The organism is Mesorhizobium oxytropidicola, assembly GCF_056174625.1.
Genome location: NZ_CM149692.1, coordinates 6,240,403 through 6,256,219 on the forward strand (window position 1 = coordinate 6,240,403; position 15,817 = coordinate 6,256,219).

14 protein-coding genes are annotated in these 15,817 nt (G+C 65.9%); 6 read left to right on the plus strand and 8 right to left on the minus strand.

The features are described from left to right. Positions 1-18: 18 nt before the first annotated feature. From AC0V8S_RS31320 to AC0V8S_RS31340, 5 genes are all read left to right on the plus strand, one after another. Positions 19-978, plus strand: a complete 960-nt coding sequence (locus tag AC0V8S_RS31320; RefSeq protein ID WP_475435355.1) for an ABC transporter permease — start codon at positions 19-21, stop codon at positions 976-978. Then, on the plus strand, positions 978-1,817 hold the full coding sequence (locus tag AC0V8S_RS31325) for an ABC transporter permease (protein ID WP_475435357.1): 840 nt from the start codon (positions 978-980) through the stop codon (positions 1,815-1,817). Before AC0V8S_RS31320 ends, AC0V8S_RS31325 begins: the two co-directional genes overlap by 1 nt. After that, a complete protein-coding gene (locus AC0V8S_RS31330) occupies positions 1,814-3,562 on the plus strand; it encodes an ABC transporter ATP-binding protein (RefSeq protein ID WP_475435359.1) in 1,749 nt (582 codons plus the stop codon). Before AC0V8S_RS31325 ends, AC0V8S_RS31330 begins: the two co-directional genes overlap by 4 nt. 223 nt (positions 3,563-3,785) lie before the next feature. After that, positions 3,786-4,790, plus strand: a complete 1,005-nt coding sequence (locus AC0V8S_RS31335) for a serine hydrolase domain-containing protein (protein WP_475435361.1) — start codon at positions 3,786-3,788, stop codon at positions 4,788-4,790. 10 nt (positions 4,791-4,800) lie between these two features. Continuing rightward, positions 4,801-5,916 (plus strand): anhydro-N-acetylmuramic acid kinase, encoded by a 1,116-nt coding sequence (locus tag AC0V8S_RS31340; RefSeq protein WP_475435363.1) that lies wholly within the window; start codon positions 4,801-4,803, stop codon positions 5,914-5,916. Here the strand turns inward: AC0V8S_RS31340 and AC0V8S_RS31345 are convergent. From AC0V8S_RS31345 to AC0V8S_RS31355, 3 genes are all read right to left on the minus strand, one after another. Then, positions 5,913-6,335 (minus strand): GNAT family N-acetyltransferase, encoded by a 423-nt coding sequence (locus AC0V8S_RS31345; RefSeq protein ID WP_475435365.1) that lies wholly within the window; start codon positions 6,333-6,335, stop codon positions 5,913-5,915. The genes AC0V8S_RS31340 and AC0V8S_RS31345 overlap by 4 nt on opposite strands. Before the next feature lie 68 nt (positions 6,336-6,403). Beyond that, positions 6,404-7,789, minus strand: coding sequence for a sigma-54-dependent transcriptional regulator (locus tag AC0V8S_RS31350; RefSeq protein WP_475435367.1), 1,386 nt, complete (start codon positions 7,787-7,789; stop codon positions 6,404-6,406). Then, positions 7,786-9,606, minus strand: coding sequence for a sensor histidine kinase (locus AC0V8S_RS31355; protein ID WP_475435369.1), 1,821 nt, complete (start codon positions 9,604-9,606; stop codon positions 7,786-7,788). Before AC0V8S_RS31355 ends, AC0V8S_RS31350 begins: the two co-directional genes overlap by 4 nt. 346 nt (positions 9,607-9,952) lie before the next feature. Between AC0V8S_RS31355 and AC0V8S_RS31360 the strand changes: the two genes are divergently transcribed. Beyond that, entirely contained in the window at positions 9,953-11,281 is a 1,329-nt protein-coding gene (locus tag AC0V8S_RS31360) for a dicarboxylate/amino acid:cation symporter (protein WP_475435371.1), read from the plus strand. A gap of 64 nt (positions 11,282-11,345) precedes the next feature. Here AC0V8S_RS31360 and AC0V8S_RS31365 read toward each other — a convergent pair whose 3' ends face one another. From AC0V8S_RS31365 to AC0V8S_RS31385, 5 genes are read right to left on the minus strand one after another with little or no spacing between them, the layout of a single operon-like run. Further along, positions 11,346-12,365, minus strand: a complete 1,020-nt coding sequence (locus AC0V8S_RS31365) for an ROK family protein (RefSeq protein WP_475435373.1) — start codon at positions 12,363-12,365, stop codon at positions 11,346-11,348. Then, the gene (locus AC0V8S_RS31370) at positions 12,362-13,084 is read right to left on the minus strand and encodes a ribulose-phosphate 3-epimerase (RefSeq protein WP_475435375.1); all 723 of its coding nucleotides are present in this window, start codon (positions 13,082-13,084) and stop codon (positions 12,362-12,364) included. Before AC0V8S_RS31370 ends, AC0V8S_RS31365 begins: the two co-directional genes overlap by 4 nt. Beyond that, the gene (locus AC0V8S_RS31375; RefSeq protein ID WP_475435377.1) at positions 13,081-13,914 is read right to left on the minus strand and encodes an alpha/beta fold hydrolase; all 834 of its coding nucleotides are present in this window, start codon (positions 13,912-13,914) and stop codon (positions 13,081-13,083) included. Before AC0V8S_RS31375 ends, AC0V8S_RS31370 begins: the two co-directional genes overlap by 4 nt. Beyond that, on the minus strand, positions 13,914-14,732 hold the full coding sequence (locus AC0V8S_RS31380; RefSeq protein ID WP_475435379.1) for a sugar phosphate isomerase/epimerase family protein: 819 nt from the start codon (positions 14,730-14,732) through the stop codon (positions 13,914-13,916). The genes AC0V8S_RS31375 and AC0V8S_RS31380 overlap by 1 nt, the downstream gene beginning before the upstream one ends. Continuing rightward, positions 14,732-15,808: a Gfo/Idh/MocA family protein gene (locus AC0V8S_RS31385; protein ID WP_475435381.1), complete on the minus strand. Its 1,077-nt coding sequence runs from the start codon at positions 15,806-15,808 to the stop codon at positions 14,732-14,734. The genes AC0V8S_RS31380 and AC0V8S_RS31385 overlap by 1 nt, the downstream gene beginning before the upstream one ends. Positions 15,809-15,817 lie beyond the last annotated feature (9 nt).

Consider the following 15,817-nt stretch of genomic DNA (forward strand, 5'->3'; position numbering starts at 1 on the left):
GCGAGAGGACTTCTTCGCGTGAACTATCTGATGCGACGACTGGCGACGTTTCCTCTCGTCCTGTTTGGCGTGTCCGTCCTGGTCTTCGTGGCGATCCGGATGGTCCCCGGCGATTCGATCACGGCGATGCTGGGCACCGAAGCCGGGCTGCTGACGCCGGCACAGCGGGATTCGCTCGCCGCCTATTTCGGCATCGACCAGCCCTGGTTCGTCCAGTACTGGCGCTGGATCGGCGGCATCCTGCACGGCAATTTCGGCATTTCGGTCACCTATGGCAGGCCGGTGCTCGATGTCATCCTCGAACGCTTCCCACTGACGCTCGAGCTGGCCGTCCTGTCGATGATCATCGCGCTTGCCGTCGGCATGCCGGCAGGCATCTACGCCGCGACGCACAATGAGAAACTGTCCGACCTGGGGGTGCGTATCGCCGCCATGATCGGCCAGTCGACGCCGAGCTTCGTGCTTGGCCTTTTGATCATCTACACGCTGTCGGCCGGCTTTGGCGTGCTGCCGGCGATGGGCGAATTCGCACCGCTCTGGCAGGATCCCTTGCGCAATCTCAGCCAGTTGATCCTGCCCGCCATCACGCTTGGCTTTGCCTTTGCCGCTTCGGTCACGCGCATATCGCGTTCGGCCATGCTCGACGTGTTGAGTGACGACTATGTGCGCACCGCGCGCAGTAAGGGCGCCTCGGCACGCAGCGTCATCTGGCGCCATGCCTTGCCCAATGCGCTGATCCCGGTGGTGACGCTGAGCGGCATCGAGTTCGGCTATCTGCTGGGCGGCGCCGTCATCGTCGAGCAGATCTATGCCTTGCCCGGGCTCGGGCGCATGGTGCTCGACGCCATCCTGCAGCGCGACTACGCGCTGGTGCAAGGAGCCGTGCTGTTCATCGCCTTCAACTTCATGATCGTCAATCTCCTCGTCGACCTCGCCTATGTCGGGCTCGATCCGCGCATCCGGCTGGGAGAGCAGTGATGCGCATCCTGCGCGCCATCTTCGGCCATGGCAGCGGCCGCATCGGCGGCGTCATTGTCGGCATCTATTTGCTGATCGCCATCCTCGGCCTGGTCGGGCTGACGCCGCACAACCCGATCACACAGTTCCGCGTCGACCGGCTGCACGCGCCCAATGGCGCCTACTGGATGGGCACCGACCTGTTCGGTCGCGACGTCGCCAGCCGGCTGATGGCCGGCGTCGGCCAATCCTTCACGGTCGCCTTCTTCTCGGTGGCCTTCGCCACTCTTGCCGGCACGGTGCTCGGGCTGGCGGCGGCCTGGCTCGGGCGCCGCTGGGATGGCGTGGTGATGCGGATCATGGACGTGCTGCTGGCCTTCCCCGCCATCCTTCTGGCGCTGCTCATCGTCACCGTCGCCGGGCCGGGAACATGGACCAGCGTCGTCGCCATCGGCATCGTCTACACGCCGATCTTCACGCGGGTGGTGCGTGGCCCTGCCCTCTCACTCAAAGCACGCGAATTCGTCGACGCCGCGCGCACCTTCGGCAGCAGCTCGTTCTACATCGTCACGCGCCATTTGCTGCTCAATCTGGTGGCGCCGTTGACCGTGCAGGTGACGCTGGCGCTGGCCTGGGCGCTGCTCACCGAAGCCGGCCTCAGCTTCCTCGGCCTCGGCACGCAGCCGCCCGCCGCCTCGCTCGGCCTGATGCTGAGCGACAGCCGCAATCTGATGGAAACCGCGCCCTGGCTGATGATCTTTCCAGGCCTGACCATCATGATCAGCATCCTCGGCTTCAACCTGCTTGGGGATGCCTTGCGCGATATCCTCGACCCCAGGATGCGGAGGGCGCCGGCGTGACCCCGCTGCTGTCCGTTCGGGATCTTCGTGTCGGTTTCGGCCGCAATCCCCAGGCCAACGAAGTGGTGCGCGGCATCAGCTTCGACCTCGCCGATGGCGAAACACTGGCCATTGTCGGCGAGAGCGGTTCGGGCAAATCCGTCACCGCACTGTCGCTCAACCGGCTGATCGATTTCGGCGGTGGCCGCATCACCGGCGGCGCGATGACACTGAAACGGGCCGATGGCAGCCTCTTCGACCTGATGAGCGCGACCGAACCGCAGCTGCGCGGCATTCGCGGCGCCGAGATCGGCATGATCTTCCAGGAGCCGATGACCTCTCTCAATCCGGTGCTGACCATCGGTTCGCAGATCGAGGAATCATTCCGCCTGCATCGCGGCCTGACCGGCCGGCAAGCCACTGCCGCGGCCAAGGATGCGCTCGACCGCGTGCGCATTCCCGATGCCGCGCGGCGGCTGAAATACACGCCCAACCAGTTGTCGGGCGGCATGCTGCAAAGGGTGATGATCGCCATTGCACTCGCCTGCAATCCGCGCCTGCTGATCGCCGACGAGCCGACGACGGCGCTCGACGTCACCGTGCAGGCGCAGATCATGGCGCTGCTGGCCGAGTTGAAGCGCGAGACCGGCATGTCGATGATCTTCATCACCCATGATATCGGCCTGGTTGCCGGCATCGCCGACAAGGTGATGGTGATGCAGAACGGGCAGGCCGTGGAACAGGGCGAGCTGAACCAGATCCTCGACCGGCCGCAGCATGCCTACACGCAGCATCTGCTGCACGCCGTGCCGCATTTCGCCAACGGAAGCGCCGCGCGTGTCGACGGCCAGCGCGACAAGGGCGAGCACATGAAACCCGCGCTGAAGGTCGACGGCCTGGTGGTGCGATTTCCGCTCAAGAGCAATTTCTTCAGCCGCGCTTCAGGTGCGGTGCACGCCGTCGATGGCGTCGATTTCGACCTGATGCCGGGCGAGACTTTGGCGATTGTCGGCGAGAGCGGTTCAGGCAAATCGACAACCGCAAAGGCGGTACTCGGGCTGGTGCGCTCGACGCGCGGCAGCTTCTCAGTCGGCACCCGAACAGCCTCGGCAGAGCACAGCGCCAGGCCCGTGCAGATGGTGTTCCAGAACCCCTATGCCTCGCTCAATCCGAGACTCAGCATCGAAAGCATCCTGGCCGAGCCGGTGATCGCCACCGGCGGCCGCGTGGATGCCGAGACGCGGGCCAGGATGGCGAGCCTGCTGGAACGTGTCGGCCTGCCTGCGAACAGCTTGCAGCGTTATCCCCATGAATTCTCCGGCGGCCAGCGGCAAAGACTGTGCATTGCCCGCGCATTGATGCTCAACCCGTCCGTGGTCGTTCTCGATGAGGCGGTGTCGGCGCTCGACGTTTCGGTCCAGGCCAAGGTGCTGGAGCTGCTGGTCGACCTGCAGCGCGAGTTCGGGCTGGCCTATCTGTTCATCTCGCACGACATGGCGGTCGTCGAACGGATCGCGCATCGCATCGCCGTCATCTATGCCGGCCAGATCGTCGAGATCGGCGACGCGGCCTCAGTGCTGTCGACGCCGAAGCATTCCTATACGAAGAAGCTGATCGCCGCCGTTCCGACCATCGACCGGCGGCGCGAGCATTTCGAGATCGACACACGCCAGGTGCCTTCTCTGGTACGGCCGCAAGGGTTTGAGCCGGCGCCGGCGCGGTGGGAGCAGTTTGGCGGGGATCATAAGGCGAGGGTGGAGATGTGATGGCCCTGGGATATCTCAGGTTGGCGGGACAGCGCCCCCCTCTGCCCTGCCGGGCATCTCCCCCACTAGGGTGGAGATCGGATGTCGTCGCGGCTTTCGCCAATCTCCAACGCTTGAAGGCGAGCGGGGCGCTCAAACCGCCAATCTCCCCCCTCGTGGGGGAGATGTCCGGCAGGACAAAGGGGGGCGCCAAGGATCGCGGCCTTTCAGATGGAGGTTGGCATTGAGCGACCTCGCCCTACTCTTCGACCGCGCGTTCCAGCCGCTCGCAGCGGCGGTATCCACCAAGCGCATTCCCGGCGGCGTGCTCGGCATCGTCGACAGAAATGGCGACCGCATCACCAGGGCAATCGGCTCGGCGCAACTTGTGCCCAAGCAGCGACCGATGACCGCCGAGACCTGGTTCGACCTGGCGTCCCTGACCAAAATCATCTTCACCACGCCGCGCATCCTGGCGCTGGCGGAGGACGGCGTCTTCGATCTCGACGCGCCACTGATCTCGGTGCTGCCGGACCTTCGCCAGTATGATGCAGGGGCCTGGGAGCGAAAGGTGACGTTCCGCCAGTGCCTTGGCCATCAGACGCCCTTCCCGGCCGTCGAGCCGATCTACACTTACGGACGTGACCCAGACCTGCTGCGCGCCTTCATCCTGCAGCGCGAATGGCGGGCGCGTGACCCCGTCTATTCCGACATCAATTTCATCCTGCTCGGCTTTGCGCTCGAGCGGCTGTCGGGCAAGACCATCCGCGACATGGATCCCGGCCCCGGCTTTGCCTGGTCGACAGAGCCGGATGCCGCCGCGGCGACCGAAGACTGCACCTGGCGTCATCGCGTACTCTCCGGCGAGGTGCACGACGACAATTGCTCGGCGCTGCAAGGCGCCGGGCATGCCGGGCTGTTCGGAACGGCCGCCTCAGTGCTGGATTTCGCGCAAGGGCTGCTGGACGGCACGGGCGCTTCCAAACAGTCAATCGCGCTGATGCGCACACCCTTGGCCGCTACCCGCACCCATGGCTGGGAGCGGCCCTATGAGGGCTGGTCGGGCGGGTCCTTGTGCAGCCCGGGAACCATCGGGCACACCGGCTTTACCGGCACCGGACTGTGGATCGACTTCGACAGCGGCAAGGCCTGGACCTTGCTCACCAACCGGATCCATCCGACACGTCATTTCGACAGCGGAATCGTCTCGCTGCGGCAAGCGGTCGGCGATCTCGTCAATGGACTTTAGGAGCTAGATGATGGAACCAATCTGGGCCGTTGGCCTGATGACCGGCACCGTGCTTGACGGCAATATCGACGTCGCGCTGATCAAGACCGATGGCGAGCGCATCGACGATTTCGGCACCTACCGGCTGATGCCCTATCCCCAATCGATCCGCTCGCTGCTGGAAGAGACGCTGACGGCGGCCAGAGCCTGGAATTTTGTCGGGCCGGAACCGGCGATCTTCCGCAAGGCGGAGGAAGCCCTGACGCGCGCCCAATCGGCGGCGGTCAAGGAATTGGTCGAGGGCTACGGCATGACGATGGCCGATATCGGCGTCGTCGGCTTTCACGGCCAGACGGTGCTGCATCGCGCGCCGCAGGTCGGACGGCTCGGCCAGACCCGGCAACTGGGGGACGGCGAGCTGATGCACAGCCTATTGGGCACCAAGGTCGCCTATGATTTCCGCTCGGCCGACATGCGCGCCGGCGGACAAGGCGCGCCCTTGGCGGCTGCCTATCACACCGCGCTGATGCGCAGCGCGGGCGCCAGTGGCGAAGTGGCCGTACTCAATCTCGGCGGTGTCGCCAACATCACCTGGTGGGACGGCGCCGACAATGTCGTTGCCTTCGACACCGGCCCCGCCAACGCGCCGCTCAACGATTTCATCAAGTCGAAGGGCCTCGGCGACATGGATCGCGACGGCGCGCTTGGCCGCGCGGGAACGGTCGACGAAGCCCGGCTCGCCAAGCTGTTACAGCATCCTTATCTGACCAAGCCCTACCCCAAGTCGCTGGACCGCTTCGACTTCGGCGCCGCCATGGCCGACGGCCTGAATGCCGAGGATGGTGCGGCCCTGCTCACCGCCTTCACGGCCGGCGCAATCGGCAAGGCGCTCGACCTCTTGCCAACCCGGCCGAAGAAATTGGTGGTCAGCGGTGGCGGCCGCCACAATCCGACGATGATGGCAATGCTCGCCAGCCGCGCCGGCGTCGAAGTGGTGCAGGCCGAAAGCCTCGGCTGGAGCGGCGATGCGGTGGAAGCCGAGTGTTTCGCCTTCCTCGCGGTGCGCGTGCTGCGCGGCCTGCCCATCAGTTTTCCAAGCACCACCGGCGCACCGCAGCCAATGCGCGGTGGAAAACTTGCAGGTTAAGCCAGCCTCTTCTGCAGGAAGATGCGGCTGCGGCCGACGGGGAAATCGGCCAGCGTGCCAAAGGGCTGATAGCCCTGGCGCTGGTAGACCTTGGCGGCGTTCGGGTTGAAGGTGTCGATCAAGGCGCCGTGGCAGCCGCGCGCGACGGCCTCCTTCTCGGCCGCGTCCAGCATCTGGCCGGCCATTTGCTGGCCGCGCAGCCTTTCATCGACCCACAGCCATTGCACGTAGAGCCAGCCCCACGCCGTGTAACCCGAAATCCCGGCAACGACCGCGCCGGCCTCGTCGCGCACGAACACCGCGAGCGCCTTTCTTTCCGACGCACCGACATCGCCGTCGTTGAACGCCGTCAGCTGTTCGCTGAGAAAGGTGAGGTCTTGCGGCAAGGGGTTTGCCGTTGTTTCGAGGGTCGTGTTCATGGCTCTTTCCGGAATGCTCGGCTGGATCGGATTGGAGCGTTACGAAGGGCAGGGCCCTGGCGCAACTTCTATGTCTGCTCGCGAACAAGGTGCGGATCGCCGCCATTGCGGAACTCTGACGCGGCAATGCCGTAGCGCTTGAGCTTGTCGTAAAACGTCTTGCGCGGCACGCCGAGCGCGTCGATGGCGCCGCGCACATCGCCACCATGGTCGCGCAGCGCCTCGCGGATCAGCTGCGCCTCGTAGTGGCCGACGCGTTCGGGTAGCGAGGCGGCAGGCTCCGGTGATTGCGGGGAAACCGCTTTTGTCTCATCGTCCGAGCCAAGGCCAAGTGCGACGCGATCGGCGAAATGCGCGAGCTCCCGCACATTGCCCGGCCACGCATGCGACTGGAGATGATCGCTCACCGCGGCGTTGACCTTGGCGACAGGACGGCCGAAGCGCTCGGCGGCCTTGCCGAGGAAATGGCCGAACAGCATCGGGATGTCGCCGCGCCGCTCGCGCAAAGGCGGAATGCGCAGCGTCACCACGTTGAGGCGGAAATAGAGGTCCTCGCGAAAATCACCGCGCTGGTCGGGCCGGCCGAGATCGACCTTCGTCGCCGCCACGACCCTCAGATCGAGGCGCCGGATCTCGTTCGAGCCGAGCGGTGTGAGGCTGCGCGTTTCAAGCACCCGCAGCAGCTTGACCTGGAGAGCCGGCGGCATGGATTCGATCTCGTCGAGGAACAGCGTGCCGCCGCTGGAATGCTCGACACGGCCGATCCGCCGCCGCTGCGCGCCGGTGAACGCGCCTGCCTCGTGGCCGAACAGCTCGCTCTCGATGACGGTCTCCGGCAGAGCGCCGCAATTCAGCGCCACGAAGGGTTTGGCCCGGCGCCGGCCCCACCGGTGCAAGAGGTCGGCCACCACCTCCTTGCCGGTTCCGGTCTCGCCTTCCACCAGCACGTCGACATCCATGTCGGCGATCTGCCGCAAGGTCTCGCGCAGCCGGCGGATGGCGGGCGCTTCGCCGATCAGTGGCAGACCGTCGGCGGCTAGTGCCGCGGCTTCGCGCAGCCGCCGATTCTCCATGACCAGCCGCCGCTTCTCGCTCGCCCGTTTCAGCGCCTCGACAAGGCGGTCGCCGGCATAGGGTTTTGGGATGAAATCGTAGACACCGTCCTTGAGCGCGGCCACCGCAAGATCGACATCGCCATGTCCGGTGACCAGGATCACCGGTATGTCGGGGTCGATCGCCTTGATGCGGTCGAACAGCTGCAGGCCGTTCATGCCCGGCATGCGGATGTCGCTGACGACCACGCCGTCGAAGTCCCTGTCGACGACGGCGAGTGCGGCCTCGGCGGCATCGCGGGCGACCACCGTGAAGCCGGCAAGTTCGAGCAATTGCGTGGTGGCGTGCAGCAGGTCGGCATCGTCGTCGACGAGTGCGACCAACCCTGATTTGTCGGTCATTCTATTCGCCTCAAATCGATGGTGAAGGATGCGCCTTTGACGCTTTCGGGATCGAGCCGCAAGGTGCCGCCCAATTCCTGGGCGATCTCCTGCGAGATCACCAGCCCGAGGCCGAGCCCCTTCTCCTTGGTGGTCTGGAACGGCATGAACAGATTGCCGGCCGCTTCTGGCCCGAGGCCGGGGCCGTTGTCGCGCACCGAGATCAACACCCGATCGTCGCGCTCGGCGAGTTCGATCTCGATGCGGGGATCGGGCTGGTCCTTCATGGCGTCCAGCGCATTCTGCAACAGGTTGACCAGGATCTGTTCCAGCCGGATGCGGCTCGCCATCACCATCGGCGATTGGTTGCCTTGCGGCTTGACGATGGTGACGCCGGAATCGCGGATGCGGCCGGACAGCAGCGACAGCGCGCCGTCGATCGCCTCGCGCACCGGCAAGGGCGAAGCGGCGACACCCGGCCGGCGGGCGAAGGTGCGCAGCGTATTGGTGATGGCGCCGATGCGTTCGGTCATCGAGACGATCGATGTCAGATTGCCGCTTGCCGGTTCGGTCTTGCCGGTTTCGAGGAAGCGGCCGGCATTCTCGGCATAGGTGCGGATCGCGGCGACTGGCTGGTTGATCTCATGCGCCACACCCGCCGCGATCTGGCCGAGGATGGACAGCCGGTTGGCCTGGGCGAGATCGTCGCGCAGCCGGCGGACCTTGGCCTCGGCATTTTCGCGCTCGGCGATTTCGCCGGCGAGCGCGGTGTTGGAGCGCGTCAGTTCGGCTGTCCGTGTGCTGACCCGGCTTTCGAGTTCGGCATTCATGCGCGCCAGCGCCTCCTGCCGCAGACGGCGGGTGCGGCGGCGCCTTGTGAATACGTAGGCAAGCAGGCCGGTCAGCAGCAGCCCGAGCAGCGTCGTCAACCGCGCCGTGTTGGCGGCGGATGAGAGGGCGGCGTCGGCGGGCGTCAACAGCCAGAGGCGCCAGCCGGGCACCGCACCGGGCAGGTCCTGCACCACCTCGACGAACTGGCGTGGCTTTCCCGAACCGTCGATCGTCGCCAGGTCGTCACCGGCACCGCGCCGTATCGGCAGCGGTTCGAAGGCGGCGTCCGTCAGCTGCAGCTGCTCATGGGCGGCGGCGGCATCCTGGGCGGACAGTGCCGCCAGCGCATGAAACCGCCATTCGGGCTCACTGGTGGCCAGCACGACGCCGCGTTCGTCGGTGACGAAAACCAGGAACCCGCTGGAGCGCCAATTGGCTTCGACACCGTCAAGTTCGACCTTCAACACCGCCACGCCCAGCGGCTTGCCGTTGTCGTCAACGCGGCTCGAAAGATAGAGACCCGGCCGGCCGCTGATTGTGCCGAGCCCATACTGGCTGGCCGCGCCCTTGGCCATGGCCTCGTTGAAATAGTGGCGAAAATTATAGTCGATGCCGACAAAGCTCGTCGGCTCGCCGGCATTGCTGGCCGATATGGCGATGCCCGCCGTGTCGATGACATAGATGGCGGACGCCGAGGCATCGCCGGCAATCGCCTTGAGCTTGTCGTTGAGGGCCGCTTCCTGCATCGTCCCGGCCCGGCGCAGCGCCCCGCGCACGGCATCGTCGCGGGCCAGCACCAGCGGCACCAGGCGCTGCTTTTCGATTTCGCCGGTCAGCGTTCCCGCCGCCAGCGGCAGAGCGGCGAGCGCGCTATCGCGCAAGTCATTGGTCGCCTGGCCGGTGGCGATGCGCCCCGCCATAGCGATTGCGCCCGCCATGATCGCCAGGGCAACAACGACGACAAGCCAGCGGCCATCGCGCAGCCGCGCCACCACCTCGCGCAGCATTTCACGGCCGGCAGACCCTGCTGGACCACTGTCGGTGCCTGCCTGCAGCGTCTGCCCTCTCCTTCTTTCGTTTTGACGCAATTCCCAAGGGAAAGCGCTCACACTTTTCTAGCGGCCTCGCCGTCACTCTAATGCGAAATTCCGCCCAGGCAAACGCCTCGTGTGCGGAAATCCGCACAAGCTTCCGCCGAAGGATGCCGAACAACGCCCGGAATCCCGGGATTCCGTGCTTTCACCTATCTGGCACAGCGCTTGCAAAACTCCTTGCTAGCGGCGGGCGACCGGAACGCCGCGATGGGAGAAGTCACGCAGGGCGGGTTCCGTCCATCCGGCCAGGGAGAGATCGATGCACATCGCAGACCAATCGGGCGCGCCTGCCGCGCAGCGCAAGCCCCTCTATGCCCAACTCTACGTGCAGGTGCTGGTGGCGATCACCGTCGGCATCTTGCTCGGCCACTACTATCCGTCTGTCGGCGAGAGCATGAAGCCGCTCGGCGACGCCTTCATCAAGCTGGTCAAGATGATCATCGCCCCGGTCATCTTCCTGACGGTCGCGACCGGCATCGCCGGCATGAGCGACCTGCAGAAGGTCGGCCGCGTCGCCGGCAAGGCGATGCTCTACTTCCTCACCTTCTCGACGCTGGCGCTGATCATCGGCCTTGTCGTCGCCAATGTCGTTCAGCCGGGCGCCGGCTTCAACATCGACCCGGCGACGCTCGATGCCTCGACCGTCAACACCTATGCCGCCAAGGCGCATGACCAGTCGGTCACCGGCTTCCTCATGAACATCATCCCAAGCACGATCGTCGGCGCCTTCGCCGATGGCGACATTTTGCAGGTGCTGTTCTTCTCGGTGCTGTTCGGCATCGCGCTGGCGCTGGTCGGCGACAGGGGCGCGCCGGTGCTCAACTTCCTGCAGGCGCTGATGGCGCCAATGTTCAAGCTGGTCAGCGTGCTGATGAAGGCCGCCCCCATCGGCGCCTTCGGCGCCATGGCCTTCACCATCGGCAAATACGGCATCGGCTCGGTCATCAACCTCGCCATGCTGGTCGGCACTTTCTACGCGACGTCGCTGCTGTTCGTGTTTGTCGTGCTGGGTGCGGTCTGCCGCTACAACGGCTTCTCCATCCTGTCGCTGCTGCGCTACATCAAGGAAGAGCTGCTTCTGGTGCTGGGCACCTCCTCCTCGGAAGCCGCGCTGCCCTCGCTGATGGAGAAGATGGAGAAGGCCGGCGCCAAGCGCTCGGTCGTCGGGCTGGTCATCCCGACCGGCTATTCCTTCAACCTCGACGGCACCAACATCTACATGACGCTGGCCGCGCTGTTCATCGCCCAGGCGACGAACATCCATCTGTCGATGGGCGACCAGATCCTGCTGCTGCTGGTGGCGATGCTCTCGTCCAAAGGTGCCGCCGGCATCACGGGAGCCGGCTTCATCACGCTGGCCGCGACGCTTTCGGTGGTGCCGTCGGTGCCGGTCGCCGGCATGGCGCTGATCCTCGGCGTCGACCGCTTCATGTCGGAATGCCGGGCGCTGACCAACTTCATCGGCAATGCCGTCGCCACGCTGGTTGTCGCCCGCTGGGAAGGCGAGCTCGACGAGGCCAAGCTGGCGAGAGCCCTGGCCGGCACGGCCGACGACAGCCTGCCGGCGGATGTCGTTCCCGCCGAGTAATCCGCGCGGTCGCACACCAAATGGCCGGAGGCATCGCGCCTCCGGCCATTTTTACGTTGACGTGTCAGCCATTGAAGTCCCTCCGCGCTTCCGGGAACGTGCTTGGACCGACAGGCATGCGGGCGGCCAGGCTGCCATCATCGAACAGCACAAGGCTGGCGGCGCCGACCAGCCCGGCATGGCGGCCGAGCTGCGCCTGGACGATCGGCACGTCGCGATAGGCGCGCATGGCGCGCTGGCGGATGGTCGCCTCGATAACCGGATGCATCAGGTCTAGCCCATTGGCGATGCCGCCGCCAACGACCAGCACGTCCGGCGAATAGAGATGCAAGAGGTTGGTGAAGCCGACGCCCAGCCAGCGCGCCTCCTCCTCGAGCAAGGCCAGAGCGAGGTCGTCCTGCAGCCTTGCCGCCTCGACCACATGGCGGCCGGTGACCTCAGCATTGGCCGAGAGACGCCGCAGCGTCGAACCATCGAAAGCCGATGTCGCGGCATTGGCGCGGCGGCCAAGCGCCGTGCCCGAGGCAATGGCCTCGAAGCAGCCGACGACGCCACAGACGCAGCGCTCGCCTTCATTGGTGATGGTCATATGGCCGATCTCGGCGGCCAGCCCACGGCGGCCGTGCAGGATGCGCCCGTCGGCAACGACGCCGCCGCCAATGCCGGTCGACACAGTGACGAAAACCAGCGAACGAGCGCCATGGCCGGCGCCGAAACGCCATTCGCCGAGCGCGGCCGCATTGGCATCGTTCTCCAGCCGCACCGGCAGGCCGAGCCGGCGCTCGAGGATGTCGGCCAGCGGCACATCCTGCCAGCCGGCGAGCGTCGGCGGACCGACGGCGATGCCGGCCAGCGGGTCGAGCGGCCCCGGCGCGCCGACGCCGACGCCGACAATGGCGAGGCCCGGCGCCTCGGCATGCACGGTCGCGGCCAGCGCCTCGATCTGGCCGATAACCACGTCGGGCCCGGCCTGCGCCTGCGTCGGCACGGCGGCGAAGGCCAGGATCTTGCCGTCACGGTCGACCAGCGCGGCACGAAGCTCGGTGCCGCCAAGATCGATCGCGAGGGCGGCTTCGATGCTCATGCCGCGACCTTCAGCCCGTGCAGCCAACCGATGCGGCCGGCGAGGTCCTTGTCGCCGAAAGCGAGCGAACCCAGAACCACGGTTTCGGCGCCGGCGGCGCGCAGCAACGGCACGGTCTCGTGGCGGATGCCGCCATCGGCGGCAAGCACGACCTCGGCCTCGCGGCCGGCCTCGCGCAGGATCGCGCGGGCGGCGCCCAGCCTGTCGCAGGCCTTCTCCGACAGGCTCTGGCCCTTGACGCCGATCGCGGTGCCGAGCAGCGTGACGAAGGCGACCTCGGAGACGAAAGGTTTTACCGCCTCGACCGGCGTCTCCAGCCTGAGCACGACGCCGGCCTCGGCGCCGAGCTCGCGCGCCAGCCGCACGGCGCGCAATCCGGCCTCGCCGTTCTCGGCATGGACGCTGATCATGTCGGCGCCGGCCTCGATGAACTGGCGCGTCTGCGCTTCGACGATTGCCGCATCGACCATCAGATGGACATGGATGGGCTTGGCCGTCAGCCCGGCGATGCGGGCGACGAGATCGGGGAAGAACAGGAAGGACGGGGCGAAATGGCCGTCCGCCACATCGATGTGATGCAGATCGACATGGGGTTCGATGCGCCTGAGGTCGCTCTCGAAATTGGCGAGATTGGCCGACCAGAGCGAGAATTCGGCGATCAGACGATCGCGCGGCAATGCGGCGATTGCCGCCGGGCCTGACAGTGGTTTCGAGATCATGACGGGTCCTGGTTGTTGAAATTCGTGTCGAGAAAACCGCCGATGGCGGCGCGGATTTCGGCGAAGTGGCGATCCTTATCGGCGGCTTTCGGCGTCACCTCGGCGAAGGCCGCATTGGGGATGGTCTCGGCAAGCTCGCGGGCGATCGCCAAGGGATGGACGAGATCGACGCCGCTGCCGATGACCAGCGTGGGTATTGCGAGACCAGCGGCTTCGGCCTGCGTCACGCCGGGTCCGTCGGCCGCGATCGCCTGCATCACTTCGGCGAAGACGGTCGCGTTTTCACGTGCAAAGAAACCGAGCAGCGAGGCGAGATTGTCCGGCGCTTCTGTGCGAAAGCGGGCCGATGTCGCGGAAGACGCGAAGGCGTCGCGGGCCTGATCCAGCGGAAGCCGGCGGATGAGTTCCGCCACTTCGACATAGGGGCGCATGTTTTGTGGTGCCGCGTCGAAGGCCCAGGCGGGACGCACGAACACCAGGCCAAGGATACGGTCAGGGTGCCGGCTCGCGAGGTGCAGCGCGATCGCCGCTCCCATCGAAATGCCACCGGCCACGAAGCGGTCGAGTCGAGCCGCATCAGCGGCGGCCAGCACATCGTCGGCGAACATGGCGATCGAAAACGGACGCTTGCTGCCGGCGCCGGAGCCGCCCTGCGCGCGGCATTCGACGGTCAGCCGGCGGTATGATGGTTGGTCAGGAAAATTCTGCGCCACCTGGGCGGCATCGCCACCGAGACCATGCTGGAAGACGACGGGAAGCCTGCCATGCCCGGTGTCGAAGACACGAAGCGCGGCATCGTCGCGCAGCAGGATCGTTGGCGCCGCACTCATCAGAGCAGCCCCCGCAGGAAGGCGGCGACGCCAGGGGCCTCATCAGAGGACAGCCCGTGCGTGACCAGCGCTCCATCGAAACCCACGGCCTTCAGCCGCGCGACGAAATCCGGAAAATCGACGATGCCTTGCCCTGCCGTGGCGAAGCGGCCGTCACCATGCCGGTCCTTGGCGTGCGCCATGGCGATGTGGCCGGCGGCTTCGCCGATCGCGGCAGCGACGATGGCGCGCGCCTCGTCCGCTGTCGCGTGCTCGAACAGATTGGCCGGATCGAGCACGATCTTGAGACGCCTGGAGCGCATGTCGGCGATCAGACGCGTCGCGTCCCTGGCCGAGGTGACGATGTTGGCCTGCTCGGGCTCGATGCCGAGATCGACGCCGGAATCCTCGGCCAGCGCCAGCGCCTTGCCCATTTCGGCAGCCATGTCGAACCAGGCGGAGGGCGTAGCATTTTCGGGATGATAGGCCCATTGATCGGCAATATTGCGCGAGCCGGTGCAGAGCGTGACCAGCGGGATGCCGAGGGATGCTGCCGTCTTGATGACGACGCCAAGACGGCGAAGGCCATCGTCGCGCACCGCCCTGTCGGGATGTGCCATATTGTAGGTGCCCGAGAGGGCTGCAAGCGAAACGCCTGTCGCCTGTGCGGCAGCGCGGATGGAAGCGATGGCATCCGCTGGTACCGCATCCGGCATTGACGGCAGGCCGGCGCAGGCGAGGTTGAATTGCGTCGTCTCATATCCGGCCTGCTTCACCGCAGCCAGCACGGCGGCGGGGTCAGTGCCCGCAAAGGTCTTGGCGAAGATGCCGAGGCGCATCAGACCGCACCCGAGACGGAGGCAAGTTCGACCCGCTCGCCCGTTTCCACGGAGCGGGCAATGGCGACCATGGCGCGGATCGAGGCGATGCCGTCCTCGACATTGGCGCCGCGCATCGGCGTGCCGTTCAACACTGTGTCGGCAAGGCCTTCCAACTGGCGGCGGAAGAAATGGCCGTCGGCGCCGAGCGGTTTGCGCGAGATCGCGTCCTTTTCATGGAAAATATCAACCTCGCTGGCACGGAAATACCAGGGGTTGAAGGTTTTCGCGATGACGGAACCGTTTTCACCATAGAGCTGGAAGCCTTCATGCCAGTCCATGCGCACGGCGACGGTCAGATCGAGATGGCCGAGCGCGCCGCTGGCGAATTCGGTTTCGACGAACCAGCAATAGGCGCCGAAGCGCTCGTTGAGGCGCGCGCGCACGGCGGTGATTTCGCCGCACAGGAAGCGCGCGGTATCGACGAGATGCGAGCCGTGCGCCAGCATGAAATATTGCCTGAGGTCAGCCTTCGGATTGCCCGAAGGTTTCCTCGCGAGTTTGCTGGTGACCGGCAGCGGTTGCACGGCATCGGTGTTGGTGTAGCGATGGGTGGAATCGCAGTACCAGGCCTTCAGCGCCAGCACCTCGCCCATCTCGTCGCGGACGAAGTCGCGCGCGGCCTCCAGCGCCGGGTCGAAGCGCTTCATGTGGCCGACCTGCAGCACCTTGCCCGAACGCTTCACGGCCGCCGCCAGCGCCTCGCCTTCTTCCACCGAAGTGCCGATCGGCTTTTCACAGAGAACATGCTTGCCGGCATCGAGCGCCTTGATCGACATCGGCACGTGATAGGCGTCAGACGTGGCGACGATCACCGCCTCCAGCTCGGGATCGGCGAGCATGGCGTCATAGTCGGCATACATCTTCTGTGGTTCGTAGGTGGCGCCCATGCGGGCGAGCAGATCGGGCGCCGCGTCGCAGATGGCGTAAAGGTCGGCATTGCCGGCCTTGGCGCAGGACTGCAGATGCGCGAATTGCGCGATCGGGCCGCAGCCAAGCACACCGACTCTCAGGCGTCTGTCTTGTTTCTTGATCATCGTCTCGTT